21 protein-coding genes and 1 tRNA gene are annotated in these 21,656 nt (G+C 35.7%); 8 read left to right on the forward strand and 14 right to left on the reverse strand.

Annotated features, from left to right (window positions below; all coding sequences use genetic code 11):
* Positions 1-710 precede the first annotated feature (710 nt).
* Positions 711-1,487: a hypothetical protein gene (locus tag DF947_RS11150; protein ID WP_109929796.1), complete on the reverse strand. Its 777-nt coding sequence runs from the start codon at positions 1,485-1,487 to the stop codon at positions 711-713.
* 136 nt (positions 1,488-1,623) lie between these two features.
* On the opposite strand from DF947_RS11150, the gene DF947_RS11155 reads away from it, so the two are divergent.
* A complete protein-coding gene (locus DF947_RS11155) occupies positions 1,624-2,394 on the forward strand; it encodes an AAA family ATPase (RefSeq protein ID WP_109929797.1) in 771 nt (256 codons plus the stop codon).
* A gap of 391 nt (positions 2,395-2,785) precedes the next feature.
* On the opposite strand, the gene DF947_RS11160 is transcribed toward DF947_RS11155, so the two are convergent.
* From DF947_RS11160 to DF947_RS11180, 5 genes are all read right to left on the reverse strand, one after another.
* A tRNA-Leu gene (locus tag DF947_RS11160) sits at positions 2,786-2,869 on the reverse strand.
* Positions 2,870-2,924: 55 nt separating this feature from the next.
* A complete protein-coding gene (locus DF947_RS11165; RefSeq protein WP_109929798.1) occupies positions 2,925-3,689 on the reverse strand; it encodes an MBL fold metallo-hydrolase in 765 nt (254 codons plus the stop codon).
* Between the two features lie 49 nt (positions 3,690-3,738).
* Entirely contained in the window at positions 3,739-4,011 is a 273-nt protein-coding gene (locus tag DF947_RS11170) for a hypothetical protein (RefSeq protein WP_109929799.1), read from the reverse strand.
* A 297-nt stretch (positions 4,012-4,308) separates the two neighbouring features.
* Complete coding sequence (locus tag DF947_RS11175; protein WP_109929801.1) at positions 4,309-4,959, reverse strand: LolA family protein; 651 nt, start codon at positions 4,957-4,959, stop codon at positions 4,309-4,311.
* Positions 4,960-5,019: 60 nt separating this feature from the next.
* A complete protein-coding gene (locus DF947_RS11180) occupies positions 5,020-7,611 on the reverse strand; it encodes an FtsK/SpoIIIE family DNA translocase (RefSeq protein WP_109929802.1) in 2,592 nt (863 codons plus the stop codon).
* A gap of 383 nt (positions 7,612-7,994) precedes the next feature.
* On the opposite strand from DF947_RS11180, the gene DF947_RS11185 reads away from it, so the two are divergent.
* Positions 7,995-8,648: an ankyrin repeat domain-containing protein gene (locus tag DF947_RS11185; protein WP_109929804.1), complete on the forward strand. Its 654-nt coding sequence runs from the start codon at positions 7,995-7,997 to the stop codon at positions 8,646-8,648.
* 116 nt (positions 8,649-8,764) lie between these two features.
* Here the strand turns inward: DF947_RS11185 and DF947_RS11190 are convergent, their stop codons facing one another.
* From DF947_RS11190 to pyrF, 5 genes are all read right to left on the reverse strand, one after another.
* A complete protein-coding gene (locus tag DF947_RS11190) occupies positions 8,765-8,983 on the reverse strand; it encodes a PspC domain-containing protein (RefSeq protein WP_109929805.1) in 219 nt (72 codons plus the stop codon).
* 132 nt (positions 8,984-9,115) lie between these two features.
* The gene (locus DF947_RS11195) at positions 9,116-9,346 is read right to left on the reverse strand and encodes a hypothetical protein (RefSeq protein ID WP_109929807.1); all 231 of its coding nucleotides are present in this window, start codon (positions 9,344-9,346) and stop codon (positions 9,116-9,118) included.
* A 35-nt stretch (positions 9,347-9,381) separates the two neighbouring features.
* Positions 9,382-10,665 carry a DUF2851 family protein gene (locus DF947_RS11200; protein ID WP_109929809.1) on the reverse strand — a complete coding sequence of 428 codons (1,284 nt, stop codon included), beginning with the start codon at positions 10,663-10,665 and terminating at the stop codon, positions 9,382-9,384.
* Between the two features lie 245 nt (positions 10,666-10,910).
* Complete coding sequence (locus DF947_RS11205; protein ID WP_109929811.1) at positions 10,911-11,819, reverse strand: DMT family transporter; 909 nt, start codon at positions 11,817-11,819, stop codon at positions 10,911-10,913.
* A gap of 138 nt (positions 11,820-11,957) precedes the next feature.
* Positions 11,958-12,788 carry an orotidine-5'-phosphate decarboxylase gene (gene pyrF / locus DF947_RS11210; RefSeq protein ID WP_109929813.1) on the reverse strand — a complete coding sequence of 277 codons (831 nt, stop codon included), beginning with the start codon at positions 12,786-12,788 and terminating at the stop codon, positions 11,958-11,960.
* 423 nt (positions 12,789-13,211) lie between these two features.
* Between pyrF and rho the strand changes: the two genes are divergently transcribed.
* Both rho and pssA read left to right on the forward strand, forming a co-directional pair.
* Positions 13,212-14,921 (forward strand): transcription termination factor Rho, encoded by a 1,710-nt coding sequence (gene rho / locus DF947_RS11215; protein ID WP_109929814.1) that lies wholly within the window; start codon positions 13,212-13,214, stop codon positions 14,919-14,921.
* Positions 14,922-15,000: 79 nt separating this feature from the next.
* Positions 15,001-15,690 carry a CDP-diacylglycerol--serine O-phosphatidyltransferase gene (gene pssA / locus DF947_RS11220; RefSeq protein ID WP_109929816.1) on the forward strand — a complete coding sequence of 230 codons (690 nt, stop codon included), beginning with the start codon at positions 15,001-15,003 and terminating at the stop codon, positions 15,688-15,690.
* A gap of 6 nt (positions 15,691-15,696) precedes the next feature.
* Here pssA and DF947_RS11225 read toward each other — a convergent pair whose 3' ends face one another.
* Both DF947_RS11225 and folK read right to left on the reverse strand, forming a co-directional pair.
* The gene (locus DF947_RS11225) at positions 15,697-16,074 is read right to left on the reverse strand and encodes an Hpt domain-containing protein (protein ID WP_109929818.1); all 378 of its coding nucleotides are present in this window, start codon (positions 16,072-16,074) and stop codon (positions 15,697-15,699) included.
* A gap of 17 nt (positions 16,075-16,091) precedes the next feature.
* Positions 16,092-16,586: a 2-amino-4-hydroxy-6-hydroxymethyldihydropteridine diphosphokinase gene (folK, locus tag DF947_RS11230; protein WP_109929820.1), complete on the reverse strand. Its 495-nt coding sequence runs from the start codon at positions 16,584-16,586 to the stop codon at positions 16,092-16,094.
* 51 nt (positions 16,587-16,637) lie between these two features.
* Between folK and sppA the strand changes: the two genes are divergently transcribed.
* On the forward strand, positions 16,638-18,404 hold the full coding sequence (sppA, locus tag DF947_RS11235; RefSeq protein ID WP_109929822.1) for a signal peptide peptidase SppA: 1,767 nt from the start codon (positions 16,638-16,640) through the stop codon (positions 18,402-18,404).
* A 26-nt stretch (positions 18,405-18,430) separates the two neighbouring features.
* Complete coding sequence (locus DF947_RS22230) at positions 18,431-18,586, forward strand: hypothetical protein (protein ID WP_158526263.1); 156 nt, start codon at positions 18,431-18,433, stop codon at positions 18,584-18,586.
* Here DF947_RS22230 and DF947_RS11240 read toward each other — a convergent pair.
* A complete protein-coding gene (locus tag DF947_RS11240; protein WP_109929823.1) occupies positions 18,559-19,188 on the reverse strand; it encodes a hypothetical protein in 630 nt (209 codons plus the stop codon). The two genes, DF947_RS22230 and DF947_RS11240, sit on opposite strands and share 28 nt — an antisense overlap.
* An 88-nt stretch (positions 19,189-19,276) precedes the next feature.
* On the opposite strand from DF947_RS11240, the gene DF947_RS11245 reads away from it, so the two are divergent.
* Positions 19,277-20,965, forward strand: coding sequence for a DNA polymerase/3'-5' exonuclease PolX (locus tag DF947_RS11245; protein ID WP_109929825.1), 1,689 nt, complete (start codon positions 19,277-19,279; stop codon positions 20,963-20,965).
* 74 nt (positions 20,966-21,039) lie between these two features.
* Entirely contained in the window at positions 21,040-21,642 is a 603-nt protein-coding gene (locus DF947_RS11250; RefSeq protein ID WP_109929827.1) for a DUF4254 domain-containing protein, read from the forward strand.
* The last annotated feature ends 14 nt before the right edge of the window (positions 21,643-21,656 follow it).

Raw genomic sequence — 21,656 nt, forward strand, 5'->3', positions numbered from 1 at the left:
ACTGTAAAATTGGGGAGAGAAGATTATATTTGACCTCCTTTAAGCTACTTGAATCAAACCCCAGAGGCAAAAAGTCGGCTGCACACTTTGGAATAAAACCGAGTGGATACTATTGCTGAAATCCCCAATATACCTATCAGAACAAAGATGGAAGTTTCAAATTTAAAGAGGAGCCAAAAGCGGGACTTGATTACGAAGTTGGAAAAATCCGTTTTGAAAGATTTAAAAAGGAAAACCCAAAGAACCCAAACAGAACTTTGTATCGTACATTTGTTTTAAATCCACTTAGATTTTGGGAATGGTGGCAGTTTATTGCACATAGAGATCGCTTTGGGCTAAAATATGTAAAAACTTAGTGATTAATCGGGTATGCCTACCCTTCATTCATGTTTTACTCTTGTTAATAATTAATTTTAACTCTTAAACAGCACGAAAACAAATTTTGGTTTGAACCTAAAGATTATGAGTCTTCTAGCCTAATCGTCTTATTATGAGGCAAAATGTGCTTTTCTGACTTAAAAAAGCAATTTACGAAGTATTTTTTAAACCGCAAAATTTTGCTCCGTTACGTATTTGTTACGGTTTTTACCTAGAGATCGAAAAAGCATATGTGTATTGTATAAGATCTTACGACATTGACACGCATACTGAGCTAGCAATAACAGTTGTTTGGACATACAGGCTTTAAAGCCTATACAGGTGGTACACTATTAAATATGTCCTCTTTTTAAATGGGTCCAATCTGCATTAGGTGACACTACTGTATGGTCAAAATTACTATTCTCAAATAGTGCCATAAGCCATTTATACCGCTTTTGATATTGATAATAGGTTTCTAGATACTTCCCTCTGATTTTTGAATCTTTCTGCAGGGTGATATTTGAATAAATATTTTTTAGCGTTTTAACATCATCCTGCAGGCCAAAAAAATCATAGCCTGCTGAAACATATCCTTCGTCTATGGGTGGATCAAACTCACCAAACATATGCAAGAACTCTATGGTTTGAAGCAAGTAGACGAAGTTTAAATCATTATCAAATTCTGTAGTACGGAAGATCTTATTGTATTTATTTATCCGCTTATCTATGAATAACCCCAATGCATTAATTTCCTTTTCCTTGTAATAACAATTAACCAATGCCGTACCATAATAAGCTTCCATGTTCTTTAGGTTATGATAATAGAATTGGTCATAAGTTAGAATTGCACGGAATTGGATGTCCAGATCAATGGTCTTGAACATTAGATCCTGTATAAACTCACAGGCGAACATGACAAAATATTCATGATCATGTTCGGTAACAGGGGTAGCATTGTTGAAAATTAATATTGTATCTGAAAACACCAGTGTCTTAAAATCATTGTGATCGTGGGCGTTTAAACTATCAATGACTGTAAATAGTTTTTTTATTTTTTTGGTATCGCTTCTTACAAGCTCTGAAAAGCCTAATATGTCGATGTACAGTAGATACTTTGCGTCCTTCATTATTTCTTCTTGGTCGTAATCTTATAGTGCCGGCATATTCATTATGCCCCTGATCTTGATATTCTTAAAGGTGCATTTAAATTTCATAACTTGCATTACCAAATTCTTTAACGTAAACCGAACACCCTTAAAGCAAATGAAATCCATTAAGAAAATTAAGTTACATAACTTTAAAAGGTTTGAAACTTTTATGGTTGAGTTCGATGAAGAACTTAATTTATTAATTGGTGATAACGAGGCTGGGAAGAGTTCACTTTTATCGGCAATTGATATTGTTCTAAGTGGGAGCCGAAGCAAAATTGAAACACTAGGCATTGAAAGCATTTTCAACATAGATGTTGTCGAACAATTCCTGCTATCCAGTAAAAAATACGAGAATTTACCAATAGTATTTATTGAACTGTACTTAAATGAACAACATAATCCAGATGTTAATGGCAAGCACAATTCTGAAAATATAATTTGTGACGGATTAAGGCTATGCTGCGAACCTAATGATGATTTAGGTAAAGAAATAAAAGAAATCCTGGAGCAGGAAGAATCAAACTTTCCTTTTGAATACTATACCATAAGCTTTAAAACATTCTCAGGCGATAGTTATACCGGCTACAGGAAGTTTTTGAAACATATTCTGATTGATAACTCACAGATCAATAATGAATATGCGACAAGGGAATATGTAAAGGCGATGTACACCAGTAATGCAAAGGACGGCGAAAGGCATAAACATCAAAACGAATATAGGAAATTTAAAGAAACGTTTAAAAGCAGCGTTCTTAATAATATCAACGACCGGTTGGTGGACTATAATTTTTCCGTTAGGAACAGCCATAAAGCCAATCTTGAAACCGACCTTACCCTTACAGAAAACAATATCAACATAGAAAATAAAGGAAAAAAAAAGTAAATACGAAAATCAGTGGCCTGGAGGAAAAATTTATGAATAATGAAATTGAAAGTTCTACATACAAAACTTGGTTCAAAAAGTTAAACGAGGAAAAAGCCGTTTTAGAAAATTCACTTAAACCTAAATCTTCATCTAAAATGTCAACTCAGGAAATAATCCAAAAGGCCCTACCGAATTTGAGAAACCTATTAGGGATATATGAGAAAGGGAATATTTTTCAGAAGCACTCAATTGTTAGAGCGGTGTTCAAAGATTCGTTGGCCTACAGTAATGGGGTATTTAGAACACCTTACATCAATCCAACGTTCGAACATAACTTACTGAATGTCAACGAAAAAGGCCTCCTCATTTACGAGCAGGCCTCTAAAAAATTAACGAAATCTTCGTTAAGTACTCAAGAGGAGATTCGAACTCCCACACCCATACAGGCGCCAGCCCCTCAAGCTGGTGCGTCTACCAATTTCGCCACCTGAGTTTGTGTTGCAAATATAATTTAAATTTAGATTTTGGGAATAGCGATTTTCACTTTGCTAGATTTCTAATTTTAAACCGTCATACGCAAGTTTGACATGATTGGGAAGTTCGCTTTCTACAATATCGTGCAAACCCAGATTGTGACTGATATGTGTAAGGTAAGTAACTTCAGCACCAACCTTGTTTGCAAAATCTATAGCTTCGCTAAGGGTAAAATGAGAAATATGAGCCTCTCTTTGCAAGGCATTTATAACCAACACTTTGGTTCCCTTTATTTTATTAAAAGTATCATCAGGTACGGTTTTAGCATCAGTGATATAAGTAAAATCGCCAATTCTATATCCAGTAATCGGTAGAAGATGATGCATAATTTCAATAGGCATAATGGTACTTTCCCCTATTTTAAATTCCGTTCCATTGCTTACCGTATGCAGATTGATTTGGGGCAGGCCATGATATTTAGTCTCCGCAAAAATATAATAGAACTCACGTTTTAAAGCTGTTTGAACGCGTTCTGTGGCATAAACATCAATCACTTTGTGCAAGAGGTAATTAAATGGACGAATATCGTCCAAACCCGCAATATGATCTTTATGCTCATGCGTAAACAATACGGCATCTAAATCTTTAACTTCCTCACGTAAAAGCTGATATCTAAAATCTGGACCACTATCTACAACAATGGTTTTATCATTCGTTTCAATTAGGATGGAAGTTCTTAAACGTTTATCCTTTTTATTCGTAGATCTACAAACTTCGCAATTACAAGCAATAACCGGAACGCCTTGAGAAGTTCCTGTTCCTAAAAAAGTAACCCTCATCTTTTAAAATTGTCCTTTCTGTAGCTGTAATTAAAGATTTGTGGCATCATTAAAATAATTCGGTTTGCTGTAAAGATTGAAAAAATTGTCTTTGCTTTTCATCTAACAGATTTTCATCTGCTTTGGTTTGCTTAACTAAGGTAACTAAAGCTACAATTTTACCTTCTAAGTTTGAGAATTTGTTTACTACAATAACTTTGTTATGCTCGAGCAGGCAAGAGCCCGTTTTAAAGTTTCCCTTTTCGTAGCGAACCTTAAACCCCATCGCTAAAAGCAAAGCTTCTAATTTTTCTAAGGTATGGTTTGTTAGCGGTAACGACATTGGAACAAACTTAGAGAAATCTGAGGAGCATTCATAAAGACTTGGCTGATTTTTTTGTCACCATTAAATAGGGCTGTCATTCTAAACGTAGTGAAGAACCTCTAAGCAATGTAATATGCTTTTATATTCTAATAACACGAAAATCAATGCGTAATTTTTGGGGAATGAAACTATGCCAAAGATTCTTCACTGCGTTCAGAATGACAAAAATTGATTGGTCTAAAATTTATAAATAAAAAAGGTTCAGCTGTTTCCAACTGAACCTTTCAAAATCTTATCCGCAAATCGGAAAGAAAATTATCTTAAATCGACCACTTCAACACCAGGGTATTTCTTGGCATCAAAAGCAAATGTAGTTTCCGGAACATTTACATTTGGTGAAAAAGTTTTCACATTGTAAGTGTATTTGTTTCCGTTTTTATCAAACAAGACAACATTGGCAATTTGCTTGGCAGCCTTATCAATACTTAAGCGAACTTTAAAGATCGATTTTTTTGCATCCACCGGAGTCAAATCAATCATTTGATAGGTTTTGCTTCCAGCTTTCTCTTCACCTGTGTAAACATATTTAAAGCCTTTTTCGTAAACTGTAAATATTTTAGCGGGGTTAATTGCATCGCCACTATTATCTACATTGCTAACTTGTACTTCTTTATCCTTTTTTAGGTAGGTCCATTGGCTTTTTCCATCGCTAAACAACTCTTGGTTGGTCATGGCTACTTTGTACTTATTAGAATTTGCCTTAACATATAAAGTACCTTGCTGCGTTTCTTTTACCTTAGCTTTGGGATTATCCAAAGTGAAAGTAAAATCAGTTTTAACAATATTGTACGATTTGTATTTTTTACTCACATCAGCTAAAATGGCTTTAGCCTTCGCATCAGTTTGAGCATAGGTTGATGTTGTAAAAGCAACTACAACCATTAATGCTGAAATTAATTTCTTCATCTTGTCTTTTTTAAATTTTCTTTTTAAACGTTAGAGTAGATTATTTCATATTGGTTTAATCTAGTCTTTGTCATTCATACTGTTCAAGAACTGTTCCAAAGAATATTCATCGGGATATAAAACTTCTCTGGCTTTACTTCCTTCAAACGGACCAACAATGCCAGCCGCTTCCAATTGATCTATAATTCTCCCTGCTCGGTTATAACCAAGTTTAAGTTTACGCTGGATAAGGGATGTAGAGCCTTGTTGATGCAATACAATCAGTCTTGCCGCATCTTCAAAGAACTTATCGCGTTCATTGGGATCGAAATCGGCTTTGGTTCCCTCCCCTGCTTCATCAATATATTCTGGAAGCTGATAAGCATCAGAATAGCCCCGCTGATTACCAATATATTCTGAAATTCTATCCACCTCTGGTGTATCAACGAAAGCACACTGTAGCCTGATTAAGTCGCTCCCTGTAGATAAAAGCATGTCTCCTCGTCCAATCAGTTGATCTGCACCGCCGCTATCCAAAATAGTCCTAGAATCAATTTTTGATAAAACCCTAAAGGCTAGCCTAGCAGGGAAGTTGGCTTTAATGGTACCCGTAATAATATTAACCGATGGACGCTGTGTAGCCAGAACCAAATGAATTCCAATGGCCCTGGCCAGCTGTGCCAATCGGGCTATTGGTGCTTCAACTTCTTTACCCGCCGTCATCATTAAATCAGCAAACTCATCTACAACCAGTACAATGAAAGGTAAAAAACGGTGACCATTATTTGGATTGAGCTTTCGCTTGATAAATTTATCGTTGTACTCTTTTAAATTTCTAACCTGCGCATCCTTCAACAGATCATAACGCTGATCCATTTCAATGCAAAGAGAATTTAAGGTATTAACTACTTTCTTGGTATCCGTAATGATGGCGTCTGCTTCTCCCGGAAGTTTTGCCAAAAAATGACGCTCAATTCTGTTGAATAAAGTCAGCTCTACTTTTTTAGGATCTACCAGTACAAACTTCAACTGCGCAGGATGTTTCTTAAACAATAGCGATACTAAAATGGCATTGATACCTACCGATTTACCCTGGCCAGTTGCACCAGCAACCAACAAGTGGGGCATTTTGGCCAAATCGGCAATAAAAACCTCGTTGCTTATGGTTTTACCTAGAGCAATCGGCAAATCCATGGTGTTTTGAGTCCACTTTTCGGTATTTAAAATGCTTCGCATCGGCACCATTTCTGGATGCTGGTTTGGAACCTCAATTCCAATAGTTCCCTTTCCTGGCATTGGGGCAATTATCCGGATTCCCAAGGCGGCTAAGCTAAGCGCAATATCGTCCTCTAAGTTTTTTATTTTCGAAATACGTACACCTGGCGCAGGAATGATTTCGTAAAGTGTAACCGTGGGGCCAATGGTCGCTTTAATCTTATCAATTTCGATATTGTAATGATTAAGGGTTTCTACAATTTTATTTTTATTGGCTTCTAATTCTTCAGCATTAACCGATATTTTATTGGTCCCATAATTCTCCAGCAAATCAATTGTTGGATATTTATAACCGGCCAGATCCAATTTTTCATCGTAATTGCCAAACTGCTCAACCAAATCCTCCGATTTTTTTTCTTCTTCTGTTTTTTCAATTGTAAAGGCAGGCTCTTTTTCTGCTTCTATTGTAGGTTCTACAACCAATGGCATGGTAGATGCTGCGGTTGCCAAGGGTAAATTGGTGGCCAAAGGCGATAAAACCACAGGAGGAACAACTTCTTCAGTTTCTTTTTCCTCATAACGATTGGGCTGTAAAACCACATTCTGTGGTCTTCGCTCGTTGTTTAATGGGGGCTTTTCTCTAATGGGAAATTCTATAGGTGCAATCGGTTCATCAAAATCTTGTTTTTTTGCATTTTGCGCCCTTACTTCATTTACATAATCTGGAGTTTCATTATCCAGATAAACTTCTTTTTCTTTACGCTCGGGAAATTTGAAATCGATATTATAGGCAATAATTAGAATGGTTAAGCCGGCAAAAGCAATTAAACCTGCAACACCTGCTGCGCCAATTTGGGCTGCCAGTAATTTATTGCTCCAGTAACCAAATTCGCCTTCCAGATAATGTGGTGATTCTGCCCAAAAGCTATGTGCAAAGCCTAATGTTAAGGAAATAAATAGCAAAAAGAAAAAGCTATAACCTAAAGTTTTGGAAATAGAAAGAATTTTAACCTTAAACAATAATCGATAACCGATGATGAAAAAAGCCAGTACAAATAGAAATGAGGCAATTCCAAACCACTCATAAATAAATTGATGGGAAAGTAAAGCCCCAAATTTGCCCAACCAGTTTTGTACAACAGGTGTGGTTACGCCGGCTTCTTTCAGTTCGTCAGCGGTTTTAAATAAATTTCCCCATCCTCCGTTCGCGTCTATTACGTAACTCTGATCATCTTGCCAGGTAAATAAGTACGATGTAAATGCAATTAAAAAGTATAATGAAAGAATCACAAAAAACAAGCCTATAATTTTTATGGCACGACCGTCTTGCAAATCAAAATTCGGCAAATATTCTTTTTTTTCTCTAGGCTGGCGGCTAGACGCTGTTTTGCCTGACGCATTTTCTGCACCTTTATCTCTGAATGTATTGGTTTTAAATTGGTTACCCCTTACCGACATTTTCTATCCTTAGTATTTAATATTGAACAAATATAAAATATATAGTTATATCTGTTAAGAGTTTTACAATCTGTTTCAATTAAAAAATAATTGCCACTTATTAAACCTTAAACAGAATTTTTAGTCTATTATTTTAACAGCTGAAAAGTTGTTACGTTTTGTTCAAATGAAACGGATTTTGTTTTAGGTTTATCCCGTTTGACCTGGAGAGGTGAAACGGGATTTTTTTTATGCATAAACCTCATAGGTTTTTAAAACCTAAGAGGTTTGGACGCAATGACCTTGCAAACTGCACCTCAGTTCTATTATATTTTAATCACTTAATTTTACACTCTATTAATTTTTTGTTAATTTAAATCGATTTTTGAAATAAGATTCATAACATGGTTATAGCGCAGCTCGAAGAACAAATTGAGAACGGTAATGCAGAGGCAGTTAAAGAAATTTTAATTGGCAATCTTAAATTGGCAAATACAGACACCTCGCATGGGATTTCGCCATTATTGCTTGCCTGCTATTATAAAAAGCAGGACATTGCTAATTTAATCGCAGAATTTGTTGATGATTTAACTTTATTTGAAGCCTGTGCCGTTGGCAAATTTGATGCGGCCACTTTATTGGTCTTTCAAAATCCCGATCGCATTAACGATTTTTCGGATGATGGTTTTACGCCGCTCGGATTGGCCTGTTATTTTGGTCATGAAGATTTGGCAAGATTTTTAGTTTTAAAGGGTGCCGATGTTAATTTAGCTTCAAAGAATGGGTTTAATGTATTTCCAATCCACTCCGCAGTTGCAGCAAATAATTTTAACATTACAAAAATGCTTCTAGATAATGGTGCCTATCCAAACGTTTGCCAAAAAGCAGGTCTGGCACCTTTACATACGGCAGCACAATTGGGTGATATCGAATTGATCATTCTTCTGCTCGAACATGGTGCAGAAGTTTCTTTAAGAATGGAGGGCGGAAAACTTCCGGCAGATTTAGCTTCTGAAAAAGGATTTCACGAAATTGCAGAGATTTTAAGGGAAGATTAGCTCCCTAATGGGAAAACTAAAAACCTAACTTCGTCTATGGCTTAAGAATTAATCACGACAAAAATAAGGTATATATGAACGAATGGAAATCAGTTCCTCCATTAGGGGCATAAGGGTTACTCCCAAATTCTTGATCGCATTCTTTTCATATAAGTCCTGATATCCAAAACCACGGCAGCAAGAACATAAAATAAAATTGGAAAGCCTACAGCTAAAAAAGACGAATAGATAAAAAACAATCTAACCTTAGCTGTACTCATGTTTAGTTTATTGGCGAGATAGGTAGAAACGCCAAAACTTCGTTGTTCAAAATAGGTTATGATTCTTTGAAACATTTTAAGCTTATTTTAAATCTTAATTGCAATAAAAATTATAGAAAGCAAAAATAGTTATTAAATTACAAGGACTAATTTAGCAAAATTAATCTGTTAAAAGTAACAGAAAAAATTGCCTGTTGAGGCAGGCACCTATTCCAAAATTAATTTCTCAAAATCCTGCTTGCCCTCATGTTTAATAAACAAAATCTGCTGATCGTCTAAGTCTGAGTATTTCTTCTTTATTTCATTTTTAAACGCATCAATATCTACATCCGCCTTTAAAATCACGGTCAGGGCGTCTGAATTACCTCTAACTTCGACAATTTGATCGGGATAAAGTTCTTTTAGTTCGTGTGGAAATTCCATATTAACAAAACTCATTATAAGATAGAATGTTTGCAAAAATTTAAAACCTTTTAACTTTGTTTCAAAATTTTAATGCCTATGCCACAAGATAAACATTTTTTCTTGTCGCAGTACTGTTTCTTAAGTTGTAAAATTCCCTGCGATGCAAATGCATTATCCATCTTCACTCCCGCTTCTTCAAATTTATTTGTTATCGCATTTTGTTCAGGAGGAAGACTTTCCAGCAATTTAATTGCCCTATTGATGTAATACTGGGTGGCGGTGTGCTTTCCATAAGCAAACAAAAACAAGGCAACGGTATTCAGCAAAATGTTATCAACAGATGTTTTACCAATTTGGATAGTTACGGCTGATGCTTCTTTTTTGAAATGATAATGAGTTTTCCAATAACCGTTGATGGGTAAATTTTCGAATAATTTTCTCAGAGAATCAACCTCTTTGATTTCCATAATTTTAGAGAAAAGATGATTTGAATTCACAATCAATCCCGCAAATTGTGCTAAACGAACGGTTGGAAAATTTTGCGGCCGCATGCGCATAAACTTCCACATAGAAACCTCTATGGGCTTAATTTTATATTTCTTTTGGAGAAACTCAAATTCCTGTTTCAGTTTTTGAGGATATTCATCATTAAATTGATCATTTAAAAAGCCCGAGGAACCAAAAACCAGGGCTTCAATTTGCAATGCATTATCCTTATGCTTGGAGTATATATTTTGAGGAACTGCTTTTGCAAAAAGCTCAAAAGGCAGGGCATTAACCTTAAAGCCAAAATTTTTGGCCATAAACCGATAAAAGGTTTCATCCCAATTCCCTTTAAGTTCGTCAAGGGTTTCAAAAACGGCAATTGTTTTCTGCTCAAATCGCTCTATTAGTGTTCTAGACAGAAAAGAATCCACAATTAATTGATCTACCGATTTAATTTGAGCAAAACAGGGAAAATCGGTCAGGGTTAGAAATAGCGTTTCATATTTACGAGTCAGATCGCTTGAAATTCTATTTTTCAGCTCCAAAACAGGAAGAATAGAACCATCAATTCTTCTAATCTCCACATCGTGATCATAAACCACATGAAGAATCACATTTTCATAACTCGCATCCAGTTGATGATTGTGCTTTAACCAATCGGATGATTGAATGTGAATTTCTACATTGCCTGCCCAAATGGTTTCGCCAATCTGAATTTTGGCATTATTAAAATCAGGACCTGAATTTTTGTTTAAAAAACCTTGATGAATAATTTTAATTGGCAATCCATCCGCTGTTTGCAAATTATCAAAATTAAACGACTTAAATTGCCATACGTAGTGGAGGAAATCTTCAGGAAAGTTCATCCTTGAAGATAATGAAATATTCCTAAAAGTGCTAAAATATATTTTTTGCTTCTTTTGAATAATTATCGACCTGAGTTCGATTAACAAATAGTATGGTGTTAAGAATAGTCGTCATTGCGAGGTGGCTGTCTTAAAGCAATAAAAGCATATTCATTTTTAAATATAAATCTAGCTCAAGTTATTACTTACAAGGCAAACTATTAAAATATGTTTAAATAAATTAGTCCTAATTAAATATAAGAATTCTAAACAACTTTCGCTTCAGCTTTCTTTTTATAATTTGTGATGAAAACGCCTGCAATAATTAAAACTGTAGCCACAACTAAATCTATATTAACTTCTTCACTTAAAATTAGCCAGCCTAAGAATATGGCTATAACGGTATTAAAGTAGGTAAGTATCGAAACTTCTGATGCGGAGACTTTTTTGAGGGCATAATGGTAGCAGAAATAACCCAGTACCGAACCAAAGATTGCCAAATAGCAGGTTGCAAAAATGCTTTCCGTTTTCCATGAAGCAACATCGGCTTTGCCAGAGAATATTAAGGCGAGAAAAAATTGAATTATTGCCGAGAATACGAACTGATAAAATAAATTTAGGAAAATATATTGTGGTTTTCCGCTATGTTTTTTAGAGTAAATGGTTCCAATCGTCCAGCCAGAAACTGCGATAACTAAAGATAAAATTCCATTTCTATAACCTGGCTCTAACAGATCACTTATTCCATCTCTAAAGATAAAAACGATTCCCAAGAAGCCTATAAAAACCCCAATAAAACCTTTGAAGCTTGGTTTTTGAATCCCGAGAAACACACATCCCAAAAAAACCAATAAGGGCGATGTTGCATTGATTAAAGAGGTTAGCCCACTCGGTATAGTTTTTTCTGCTACTGTGGTCATACCGTTGGCAATGACCACCATTAGGATAGACAATAGGATTTGTCTCTTTAAGCTATCCCAACCAATCCATTTTAATTCTTTCTGTTTAATTAAAATAACAAGAATAACCAAAGATGCAATGGTTTGGCGCATAGCCGTTACATACCAAGCTGGGATGCTTTCTACGGCAATTCGAATTCCCAAATAGGTTGTTCCCCAAATTAGGGCAACACCGGTTAATGCAAGAAAAAGTTTTAAATCTATTTTGGTTTTCATTGTTGGATAATTTAACCGCAAAGAACGCTAAGCTATACGCAAAGAAAATGAAGAAATATTTTCAAGGGAAATACTATTCTGTGTAGTTAGTGTTTCCGTGGCAAAAATAATAATTGATAATAATCTGCGAATCTGTGGCTAAACTAAATTAGCGGCAATTAAAATCTGCTCCATTTCTTTCTGTAGTTTCAGGGCTTCTTCCCTGGCCTTTTCGGCAAAGTCTTCTCCTTTGCCTGCATAAATAATTCCGCGGGAAGAATTGATCAACAATCCACATTTCGAATTCAAACCATATTTACAAACTTCTTGTAAATCGCCGCCTTGTGCACCAACACCGGGAACTAAAAGAAAATGATCTGGAGCTACCTGACGTACATCTGCAAATGCCGAACCACGGGTTGCGCCAACTACATACATCATTTGTTCATCGGTTGCCCAAGTTTGAGAAGTTTTTAAAACCTTTTCGAAGAGACGTTCTTGACCCATTTCTTGTAATTGGAAATCGGCATGACCAGAATTTGAGGTAAGGGCCAAAAGAATTACCCATTTATTTTTGAAAGTAAGAAATGGCGTAACCGAATCGCTACCCATATATGGTGCCACGGTTACCGAATCGAAACTCATGTCCGATGATGCTTCATTAAAAAATGTTTCAGCGTACATGGCAGAAGTGTTACCAATATCTCCACGTTTAGCATCTGCAATAGAAAAAATATCTTTGGGAATATATTTCCAGGTATCGATCAATGTCTCCCATCCTTTTTTGCCGTAACACTCGTAAAATGCTGTATTGGGTTTATAAGCTACACATAAATCTTTCGTCGCATCTATAACCTGTCTATTGAATTCTAAAATTGGATTTTCGTATTTTAACAGGTGCTGAGGAATTTTATCAAGAGCGGAATCTAATCCAACACATAAAAATGAACGCTTTTTTTGGATCTGCTCGAAGAGTTGTTGCTTAGTCATATAAGGGCTTATCTGCTGCAAATATGAAGATTTTTAAGTTTTTAGAACGATAAAATTATCCCAACATGAATTATTTTTATAAACAATTTAAACTTTTCCTTGCAGATTACGTTTCAAATACATACAATTGCAACATAATTTCTCAATCGTTTATCTGAATATCCCAGAAAAATTTATCAAGACTTGTTTTTTGTTACCATTTTTTAAAAGCGATTTATCGTTTTTTATTCAGCTTATAAACACTTTATGAAACCATTTTGAGTATTTCCATAAACAAACTCATACAAGTTTTATAGCCTTAGAATTTATACACAATGAAACCGCAAGGGCTTACACGAACACAAATATTAAGCCTGTGCAGATTTATAGCAGAAACATCCGTTATAAACAAAATGAAAATTTCTTGAAACATATATATTTAGAATGTTCAGTAAAACAGAATTAAATGATAAGCTCACATCAGAATTACGTGAGCTTGCAAAAACCTATGGCATTGAAGCTGCCGATTCCCTTAGAAAAATTGATCTTGTTGAAGTGCTTTTACATCAGCAAGAAATTATAAGTGCAGCCAAATCTGGCGCAGATCCATATAGCGAACCTGAAGCAGAAACCGCAAAAGTTGCTCCAGTTCAAAAAGCAAAGGCACCAAAAGCAGAAAAAGCACCGAAAGTTACAACAGAAGCGGTTACCATAGATAAGCCGGTTAAGAAAAGAGCCCGCTTAAGTAAAGATGAACCTGTTGCTCCAGTTGAAAGAAGAAGAGATTCGGTTACCTTATTTGATGAGCCTCAACACCAACAACAGCCCGAAAGACAGCCCGATAGAATTATTGAATCGGAAGAAGGAAGCAGCAAACCAATTTCGGCTTTAATAGAAGAAAGTGCAGAACCTGTAGCCGTTGCGCCAAAGCAAAGACAAGAACAAAAAGAAAAACCTCAACGTGAGGACAACCGCCAGCAGAAACAACCAGGTGGTGGAAATCATCATAAAAACGAAAACAGTTATTCCAACTTGGATTTCGATAATGTGATTACAAACGAGGGCGTTTTAGAAATTATGCCAGATGGTTATGGTTTCTTACGTTCGGCAGATTACAACTATTTAACCTCTCCTGATGATATTTACGTATCTCAATCGCAAATTAAACTTTTTGGCTTAAAAACTGGTGATACGGTAAAAGGCAGCATCCGCCCTCCAAAAGAAGGGGAAAAATATTTTCCTTTGGTTCGTGTAGAAACCATTAACGGCAGAGTTCCGGCAGAAGTTCGCGACCGTGTTCCTTTTGATTATTTAACACCACTTTTCCCAACTGAAAAATTAAATTTATTTACGGATAACAACAATTATTCTACCCGTATTATGGATTTATTTACACCGATTGGTAAAGGTCAGCGTGGTTTAATTGTGGCGCAACCAAAAACAGGTAAAACCAATTTACTTAAAGAAGTAGCCAATGCAATCGCTAAAAACCATCCAGAAGTTTATTTAATTATTCTTTTAATTGATGAACGTCCGGAAGAGGTTACTGATATGGCCCGTAGTGTAAGAGCTGAGGTTATTGCATCTACTTTTGATGAGCCGGCTGAGCGACATGTAAAAATTGCCAATATAGTTTTAGAAAAATCAAAACGTTTGGTAGAAAGTGGCCATGATGTAGTAATTCTGTTAGATTCGATTACGCGTTTGGCAAGAGCTTATAACACAACTGCGCCTGCATCAGGTAAAATATTATCAGGCGGTGTTGATGCAAATGCATTACACAAACCTAAACGTTTCTTCGGTGCGGCTCGTAACATCGAAAATGGCGGATCATTAACCATTTTAGCGACTGCATTAACTGATACAGGTTCGAAAATGGATGAAGTGATCTTCGAAGAATTTAAAGGTACTGGTAATATGGAACTTCAGTTGGATCGTAAATTATCCAACAAACGTATCTTCCCTGCTATCGATATTACAGCATCGAGTACTCGTCGTGATGATTTATTATTGGATAGAGATGCCCTACAACGCGTTTGGATTTTACGTAATCACCTTGCAGATATGAACAGTCAAGAAGCGATGGAATTTGTACAAGCTCAAATAAAGGGTACAAAAAGCAACGAAGAATTCTTAATTTCGATGAACAGCTAAAAATAAGTAAAATGGAAGATGGTAAATGGATCAGGTATTCTTTTCCGTATCCCATCTTCCATCTCCCATCTTACATCATATGAAAAGGCATATTCCCAATGCGATTACCTGCGCGAACCTTTTTTCCGGCTGTATAGGAATCGTTTTTGCATTTAAAGGTGATTTACAAACAGCCGCGTATTTTGTAATTCTGTCAGGAATTTTCGATTTTTTCGATGGAATGGCGGCTAGAGCCTTAAATGTAAAATCGGCTATCGGAAAAGATTTGGATTCATTGGCTGACATGGTAAGCTTTGGTTTTTTACCGGGAGTAATCATGTTTCAGCTTTTAAAAGGGAGCGATTATCCTTCAGCGTACTTACCTTATCTGGGTTTCATTATTACGGTTTTTTCTGCATTGCGCCTAGCTAAATTCAATAACGATGCTCGGCAAACTGAAGATTTTATTGGTTTAAACACCCCCATGAATACCTTATTCATCTGTTCCTTGCCTTTTATTGCAAAAGATTATCCCGAAGTTATTGGATCAACCATTCTATTAATTTCCACAGTAGCCATAACCAGCTATTTGTTAATTAGCGAGATTAAAATATTTTCCTTAAAGTTTAGTAATTTAAGTTGGGCGAAAAATAAGATTAAATTTATTTTCCTGATTCTATCAGCCTTGCTTATTGGTTTTTTACAATTCGCTGCAATCCCATTTGTTTTGATATTGTATATAGCACTTTCTGTTTTACACTTTAAAAGTGTAGGCAAAGAAATTCAATAAAACTCCTTATTCCAAATCAGAGAGGATATTCTTTTTTGCATTTTCAAGCTGTTGGTAAATTACAACCAGCAAAACTTTAAGCCGTTCTACATTAGCCGGAATCTGTTCTACATCAATTTGCTTCCGGGCGTGATCTTCAATAGTTTGAACAAAGTCTTTTACATCACCTCTCCCAACATAACTAAATGTCGGTTTTATTTTGTGCGCACAGTTCGCCACCTTATCCCAGTTTTCAACGGATAAAGCATCTTCTAGCTCAGCTATATAAAAAGGTGTCTGTTCAATAAACGTATCAAAAACTTCGACCATAAACTCAGGATTATGGCCTACCATTTCTGTAAGATATGATAAATCTAAGGGATGATTATCATTGTTATCTTGCATAAAGCAAATCTAGTTAATTACAATTTCTTTACCTCTAAATTATCTGTAATATTTTTAGTGATTTCCGAAATAGTGAGATTTAAAATTGGATGGATGCTTTCTGAGGCGATTTCGTTTAATGGCTCCATCACAAATTTTCGGAACTGCATCTGCGGATGGGGAACCTGCAACCTGTCTTCAATATTAATTACTTCTTCACCAAATAAAATCAAATCGATATCAATTAGTCTTTCACCCCACTTTTCTTTGCGTACCCTGCCCAGTTTTTGTTCAATTGCTAAAGCCTTGTCCAAAACTTCGAGAGCGGTTAAGGTAGTTTTAACAGCAATTGCCTGATTTAAAAATACTGGCTGATCTGTTTTCCCCCAGGCATCGGTCTCATATAGAGAAGACTTTTTTGAAACCTTGCCTATATTTTCACGCACTAGTTCGATTGCTTTTTCCAGAATTTCTGACCTGTTTCCTAAATTACTTCCCAGTAACAAATAAGCAGTTGTAAACTCTAATGCCATATTAGCCTCGTGTATTTTTATATCTTTACAACTCAAAATTAAAACATTTAAATGAGAGATTTTTTTAAATATCTATTTGCCTCAATGCTAGGCTTTTTCCTTTCTATTGTTATTGTAATTATCATTTTTGTAGCGTTTATAACCATAGCCATCTCATCAATGGATAGCGATAAAACCATTGTTGTTGGCAATAATTCTGTTTTGTTTTTAAATCTAGATCAGGCCATTACCGAACGTACTCCTAAAAATCCATTTGGCAATTTGCCAATTTTAGGTGGAGAAGAAAAGGATGGAATTGGTTTAAACGATTTGCTTAAAGCAATTGCAAGAGCCAAAACAGACGATAACATTAAATGTATTTATTTAAATGTAAGCAGTCCGAATGCAGGTTTTGCAACCATGCGTGAAGTTAGAAATGCATTAATCGATTTTAAGAAATCTGGGAAACAGATTATCGCCTATAGCGAAGTTTACACTCAAGGTGCATATTATCTGGCTTCTGCATCAAATAAGGTCTATTTAAATCCAGAGGGATCATTAGAATTTAAAGGTTTCAGTTCTGAACTTACCTTTTTTAAAGGAACGCTAGAAAAAATTGGAGTAGAAATGCAGGTTATCCGCGTTGGAAATTATAAAAGCGCCGTAGAACCCTTCATTCTTGATAAAATGAGCGATTATAACCGCAAGCAAGTTACAGCTTACGTTGGTGGTTTGTACAACACGTTTTTAACTGATATTGCCGAAACAAGAAAACTTCAAAAAGATAGTTTGTTTTCTGTAGCAGATAATTATAAAATAAGAGAACCTCAGGATGCCCTTAATTTTAAAATGATTGATGGATTAAAATATAAGGATCAGATTTTAGAAGAAATAAAAGATTTGTCTGGCAGATCAAAAAAAGAAAACATCATCTCGGTGTCTATAAACGATTACATCAAAAACAATACTTCAACAGGTTCTGGAAAAGATAGAGTTGCCATTATTTATGCAAACGGTGAAATTAACGGTGGTGAGGGCTCTGATATATCAATAGGTTCTGAAAGAATTTCAAGAGCAATCCGTAAGGCACGATTGGATGATGACATTAAAGCAATTGTTTTGCGTGTAAATTCTCCGGGCGGAAGCGCATTGGCATCTGATGTAATTTGGAGAGAAGTGGTTTTAACCAAAAAAGTGAAACCGGTAATTGCATCTTTCGGAGATGTTGCCGCATCTGGCGGATATTATATCGGATGCGCTGCCGATAGTATTTTTGTTCAGCCAAATACGATTACAGGTTCTATTGGGGTTTTTGGAATTATCCCAAACTTCCAAAACCTAATGACAAATAAACTTGGGATTACTTTTGATGGCGTAAAAACAGGAAAATACGCTGATATTATGGCCACCAACAGACCAATGACACCGGGCGAAAGATTTATCATTCAAAATGAATTAAATAGAATTTACAGTGGTTTTGTTAGCCGCGTGGCTGATGGAAGAAAGAAAAGCAAAGCGTACATTGATAGCATCGGCGGTGGCCACGTTTGGATTGGAACTGATGCCGTTCAAATTGGTTTAGCCGATAGAATCGGAAGCTTTAACGATGCCATAAAAGCGGCAGCAAAAAAGGCTAAACTTAAAGATTATAAAGTAGTAGAATATCCTGATGTCATCGACCCTTTAAAATCGTTCTTGGAAGAAAGTACCGATCGGATTAAAACGTATTATACCAAGCAGGAACTGGGCGATAACTACATGCTTTACCAACAGATGAAAAAAGTTGTAGCAAGCTCCGGAATCCAAGCGAGAATGCCTTTTGAAGCGGTAATAAAATAAGGGTTAACGGAAAAGATAAATGTAAGATGGGAAATAGTGTTGCTGATGTACAAAAAGCATTGCCACAAACCAAAAACAACATCATCAGAATTGCTGGTGTAGATGAACAGGGAACTTATCTGATTTTATTCCATCTTACATTATCCATTTTCCATTATTTAACTAATTTCCATTCTGGATGAAGCGTTAAATAAGTACCATTAACAGGCACATTTATTGGATGTACGGTTAGTGAAATGCTTTTCCCTTTAACAAACTCAAAACCTATCCCCTCGGTCTTGGAATCATAAACCAGAACACTATCTTTTACTTCATTGATATAAGTTGCAATCTGAATAATTCCGGGAAATTTAGTTCGGGTGTCTTCCATGCTCCTTTCGGTTCCAAAACCATCTTGGGTTTTAAACTGCTTCGATGTTATTCTAATTTGTTTAACATCCTTGGTGGTTAGGGTAGTATCCTTATAGGAAGAATAAATAGCAATCTCGTTTCGACCATTTTGGGCAGAATCTTTACTATACCAAATTCCCCAGGCTTTGCCCATTGCAGCATCGCCGGCATCTGGCTTACCCAATTTTTTACCAACGTTTTCTATATTTTCACCTAGAGAAATATCCCCTACCGATCTTCCAGGGACAATTAAATATCTTTCATCAATGATTTTTCCCGGTCCCGATTCAATGCTTGCAATAGAATCGCCTTTATTGGTATCGTTTGTTTTTGACGACTGACAGGCACATAAACCTACGCTTAATCCTAAAAGTATAATTTTTACTGATTTCATATTTAAAGAACAATGGTTTAGGAAAATTGTGTGCAGAATCTAATTACTAAATGAAGTTTTAAGGCATTATTTTCTAATTTTACAACTTATGGAAAATAAAACCATCGCCCGTACTTTACGCCTATTGTCGCAGTTAATGGAACTGCACAATGAAAATCCTTTCAAAATTAAATCTATTGCCAATGCCTATTTTAAGGTTGATAAATTGCCTTTTGCATTAAAGGATAAACCCGTAGAGGATATTGATAAAATTGAAGGAATTGGTAAAGGTCTGGCATCGAAAATTATCGAATTACTTCAAACTGGAGAACTTAAGGAACTCAACGATATTATTCGGCAAACGCCAGAAGGTGTTGTAGAAATGCTTGCCATTAAAGGCATTGGTCCAAAAAAAATCTCCATCATCTGGAATACACTTGGCATCGAAAGCATTGGAGAACTTTATTATGCCTGTAATGAGAATCGCTTAATTGAAGCCAAGGGCTTTGGTTTAAAAACTCAAGAGGAGATCAAAAATGCAATTGAATTTAAGCTGGCAGCGAACGGCAGATTTTTATATGCCCAAGTTGAAGGATTTGCGGAGACATTATCATCTCAACTTTCTGCATGGCTGGTTAAAGTAGATCATGATGCTTTGCTTGGCTTTGGAGGTCAATACCGCCGTTGCTGTGAGATTATTGATGAGCTGGAGATCGTTATCGGTGCAGAAAATTTAGATGCAGTTATCAATAACATCATTTCATTTGGCCCTTTATCTTTAATTCAAGCAGAAGATTCATTTATTGCAACAACTGAAGCCGGTTTTAGAATAAAAATTTATGTTGTAGAAAAATCAGCTTTTTATCTTGAATGGTTTAAGATCACTGGAAATTCTGAACACGTTGAAAAAGTTTTAAAATTGGCAGGACAGGGTCCTTTTATAAATGAAAATGAAATTTATAAAAAAGCTGGACTTGCTTTTATAGAACCAGAACTGCGTGAGGATTTTGATGAAATTGAGTTGGCAAAAGCCGATAAACTTCCAACATTAATTAAATATGAGGATTTAAAAGGCAGTTTACACAATCACTCAACATGGTCAGATGGCGTACATACTTTAGAACAAATGGCACTTTATTGTAAAGAGCAATTAAATCTGCAATATCTTGGCATTTGCGATCACTCTAAAACAGCGGTATATGCTAAAGGCTTAAACGAACAGCGTGTTTTTGGTCAACATCAAGAAATTGATGCTTTAAATGAAAAGCTTGCTCCATTTAAAATTTTTAAAGGTATAGAGAGCGATATTTTAAGCGATGGATCTTTGGATTATTCTGATGAAATCTTAAAAACCTTCGATTTCGTTGTGGCTTCTGTTCACAGCAATTTACGCATGGATGAAGCTAAGGCAACTGCCCGTTTATTAAAGGCGATTGAAAATCCGTATACAACTATTCTAGGCCATCCAACAGGAAGATTATTATTAAGCCGTGCAGGCTATCCAATAGATTATAAAAAAATTATAGATGCTTGCGCAGCAAACAAAGTGGTAATAGAAATTAATGCAAACCCTTTAAGATTGGATTTAGATTGGCGCTGGCACCGTTATGCTTTAGAAAAAGGTGTATTGCTTTCTGTAAATCCAGATGCGCATAGAACCGAAGGTTTTAATGATATGCACTATGGTATTTTGGTCGCCCGTAAAGGTGGTTTAAGTGCCGATAAATGTTTAAATGCTTTTTCGTTAGAAGAAATTACTGAATATTTTGATAGTAAAAAGCAAAACTACCACGGATAAAAAGGATAAACACAGATTTAGACAATATGTGTCCACCTGTGAAAATCTGTGGCAAAAAACCATAACTTTGTGCCATGATAAGTGAAATTGCCAACCGCATATTTAATCAAGCCATTGTAGATTACCATAAGTTTGATGACATTGACCAACCTGTAGAAAACCCTTACGATGCCGAGAGTTTAGAGCATTTATTTTATGTTAAAAACTGGATTGATACTGCTCAATGGCACATGGAAGATGTAGTACGCAATCCGCAAATTGATCCGGTTGAAGGTTTAAGCTGGAAACGAAGAATTGATGCACAAAATCAAGTTCGTACAGATATGGTAGAATTTATTGATGGATATTTTTTAAATCTTTATCAAGGTGTCGTTGCTTTACCAGATGCTAAAATAAATACCGAAAGCCCTGCATGGGCAATAGATAGACTTTCAATTTTGGCATTGAAAATTTACCACATGAAGGAGGAAGCAGAGCGTGAAAGCGCATCTGTAGAGCATCGTGCACAATGTCAAACCAAACTAGATATTCTTTTATCCCAAAGGGATGATTTATCTCAGAGTATTGATGAGTTATTGAGCGATATTGAGGCTGGTAAAAAATACATGAAAGTGTATAAGCAGATGAAAATGTATAACGACCCGAGCTTAAATCCGGTTTTGTATAAAAAAGCGTAGAAATTAATCAACCA

The organism is Pedobacter paludis (genome assembly GCF_003173575.1).
Classification (GTDB): Bacteria; Bacteroidota; Bacteroidia; order Sphingobacteriales; family Sphingobacteriaceae; genus Pedobacter; species Pedobacter paludis.

Bases quoted from the DNA above. Each gene is read 5' to 3' on its own strand.
- DF947_RS11150 (WP_109929796.1), bottom strand. From the start codon at position 1,487: ATGAAGGACGCAAAGTATCTACTGTACATCGACATATTAGGCTTTTCA.
- DF947_RS11155 (WP_109929797.1), top strand. From the start codon at position 1,624: ATGAAATCCATTAAGAAAATTAAGTTACATAACTTTAAAAGGTTTGAA.
- DF947_RS11165 (WP_109929798.1), bottom strand. From the start codon at position 3,689: ATGAGGGTTACTTTTTTAGGAACAGGAACTTCTCAAGGCGTTCCGGTT.
- DF947_RS11170 (WP_109929799.1), bottom strand. From the start codon at position 4,011: ATGTCGTTACCGCTAACAAACCATACCTTAGAAAAATTAGAAGCTTTG.
- DF947_RS11175 (WP_109929801.1), bottom strand. From the start codon at position 4,959: ATGAAGAAATTAATTTCAGCATTAATGGTTGTAGTTGCTTTTACAACA.
- DF947_RS11180 (WP_109929802.1), bottom strand. From the start codon at position 7,611: ATGTCGGTAAGGGGTAACCAATTTAAAACCAATACATTCAGAGATAAA.
- DF947_RS11185 (WP_109929804.1), top strand. From the start codon at position 7,995: ATGGTTATAGCGCAGCTCGAAGAACAAATTGAGAACGGTAATGCAGAG.
- DF947_RS11190 (WP_109929805.1), bottom strand. From the start codon at position 8,983: ATGTTTCAAAGAATCATAACCTATTTTGAACAACGAAGTTTTGGCGTT.
- DF947_RS11195 (WP_109929807.1), bottom strand. From the start codon at position 9,346: ATGAGTTTTGTTAATATGGAATTTCCACACGAACTAAAAGAACTTTAT.
- DF947_RS11200 (WP_109929809.1), bottom strand. From the start codon at position 10,665: ATGAACTTTCCTGAAGATTTCCTCCACTACGTATGGCAATTTAAGTCG.
- DF947_RS11205 (WP_109929811.1), bottom strand. From the start codon at position 11,819: ATGAAAACCAAAATAGATTTAAAACTTTTTCTTGCATTAACCGGTGTT.
- pyrF (WP_109929813.1), bottom strand. From the start codon at position 12,788: ATGACTAAGCAACAACTCTTCGAGCAGATCCAAAAAAAGCGTTCATTT.
- rho (WP_109929814.1), top strand. From the start codon at position 13,212: ATGTTCAGTAAAACAGAATTAAATGATAAGCTCACATCAGAATTACGT.
- pssA (WP_109929816.1), top strand. From the start codon at position 15,001: ATGAAAAGGCATATTCCCAATGCGATTACCTGCGCGAACCTTTTTTCC.
- DF947_RS11225 (WP_109929818.1), bottom strand. From the start codon at position 16,074: ATGCAAGATAACAATGATAATCATCCCTTAGATTTATCATATCTTACA.
- folK (WP_109929820.1), bottom strand. From the start codon at position 16,586: ATGGCATTAGAGTTTACAACTGCTTATTTGTTACTGGGAAGTAATTTA.
- sppA (WP_109929822.1), top strand. From the start codon at position 16,638: ATGAGAGATTTTTTTAAATATCTATTTGCCTCAATGCTAGGCTTTTTC.
- DF947_RS22230 (WP_158526263.1), top strand. From the start codon at position 18,431: ATGGGAAATAGTGTTGCTGATGTACAAAAAGCATTGCCACAAACCAAA.
- DF947_RS11240 (WP_109929823.1), bottom strand. From the start codon at position 19,188: ATGAAATCAGTAAAAATTATACTTTTAGGATTAAGCGTAGGTTTATGT.
- DF947_RS11245 (WP_109929825.1), top strand. From the start codon at position 19,277: ATGGAAAATAAAACCATCGCCCGTACTTTACGCCTATTGTCGCAGTTA.
- DF947_RS11250 (WP_109929827.1), top strand. From the start codon at position 21,040: ATGATAAGTGAAATTGCCAACCGCATATTTAATCAAGCCATTGTAGAT.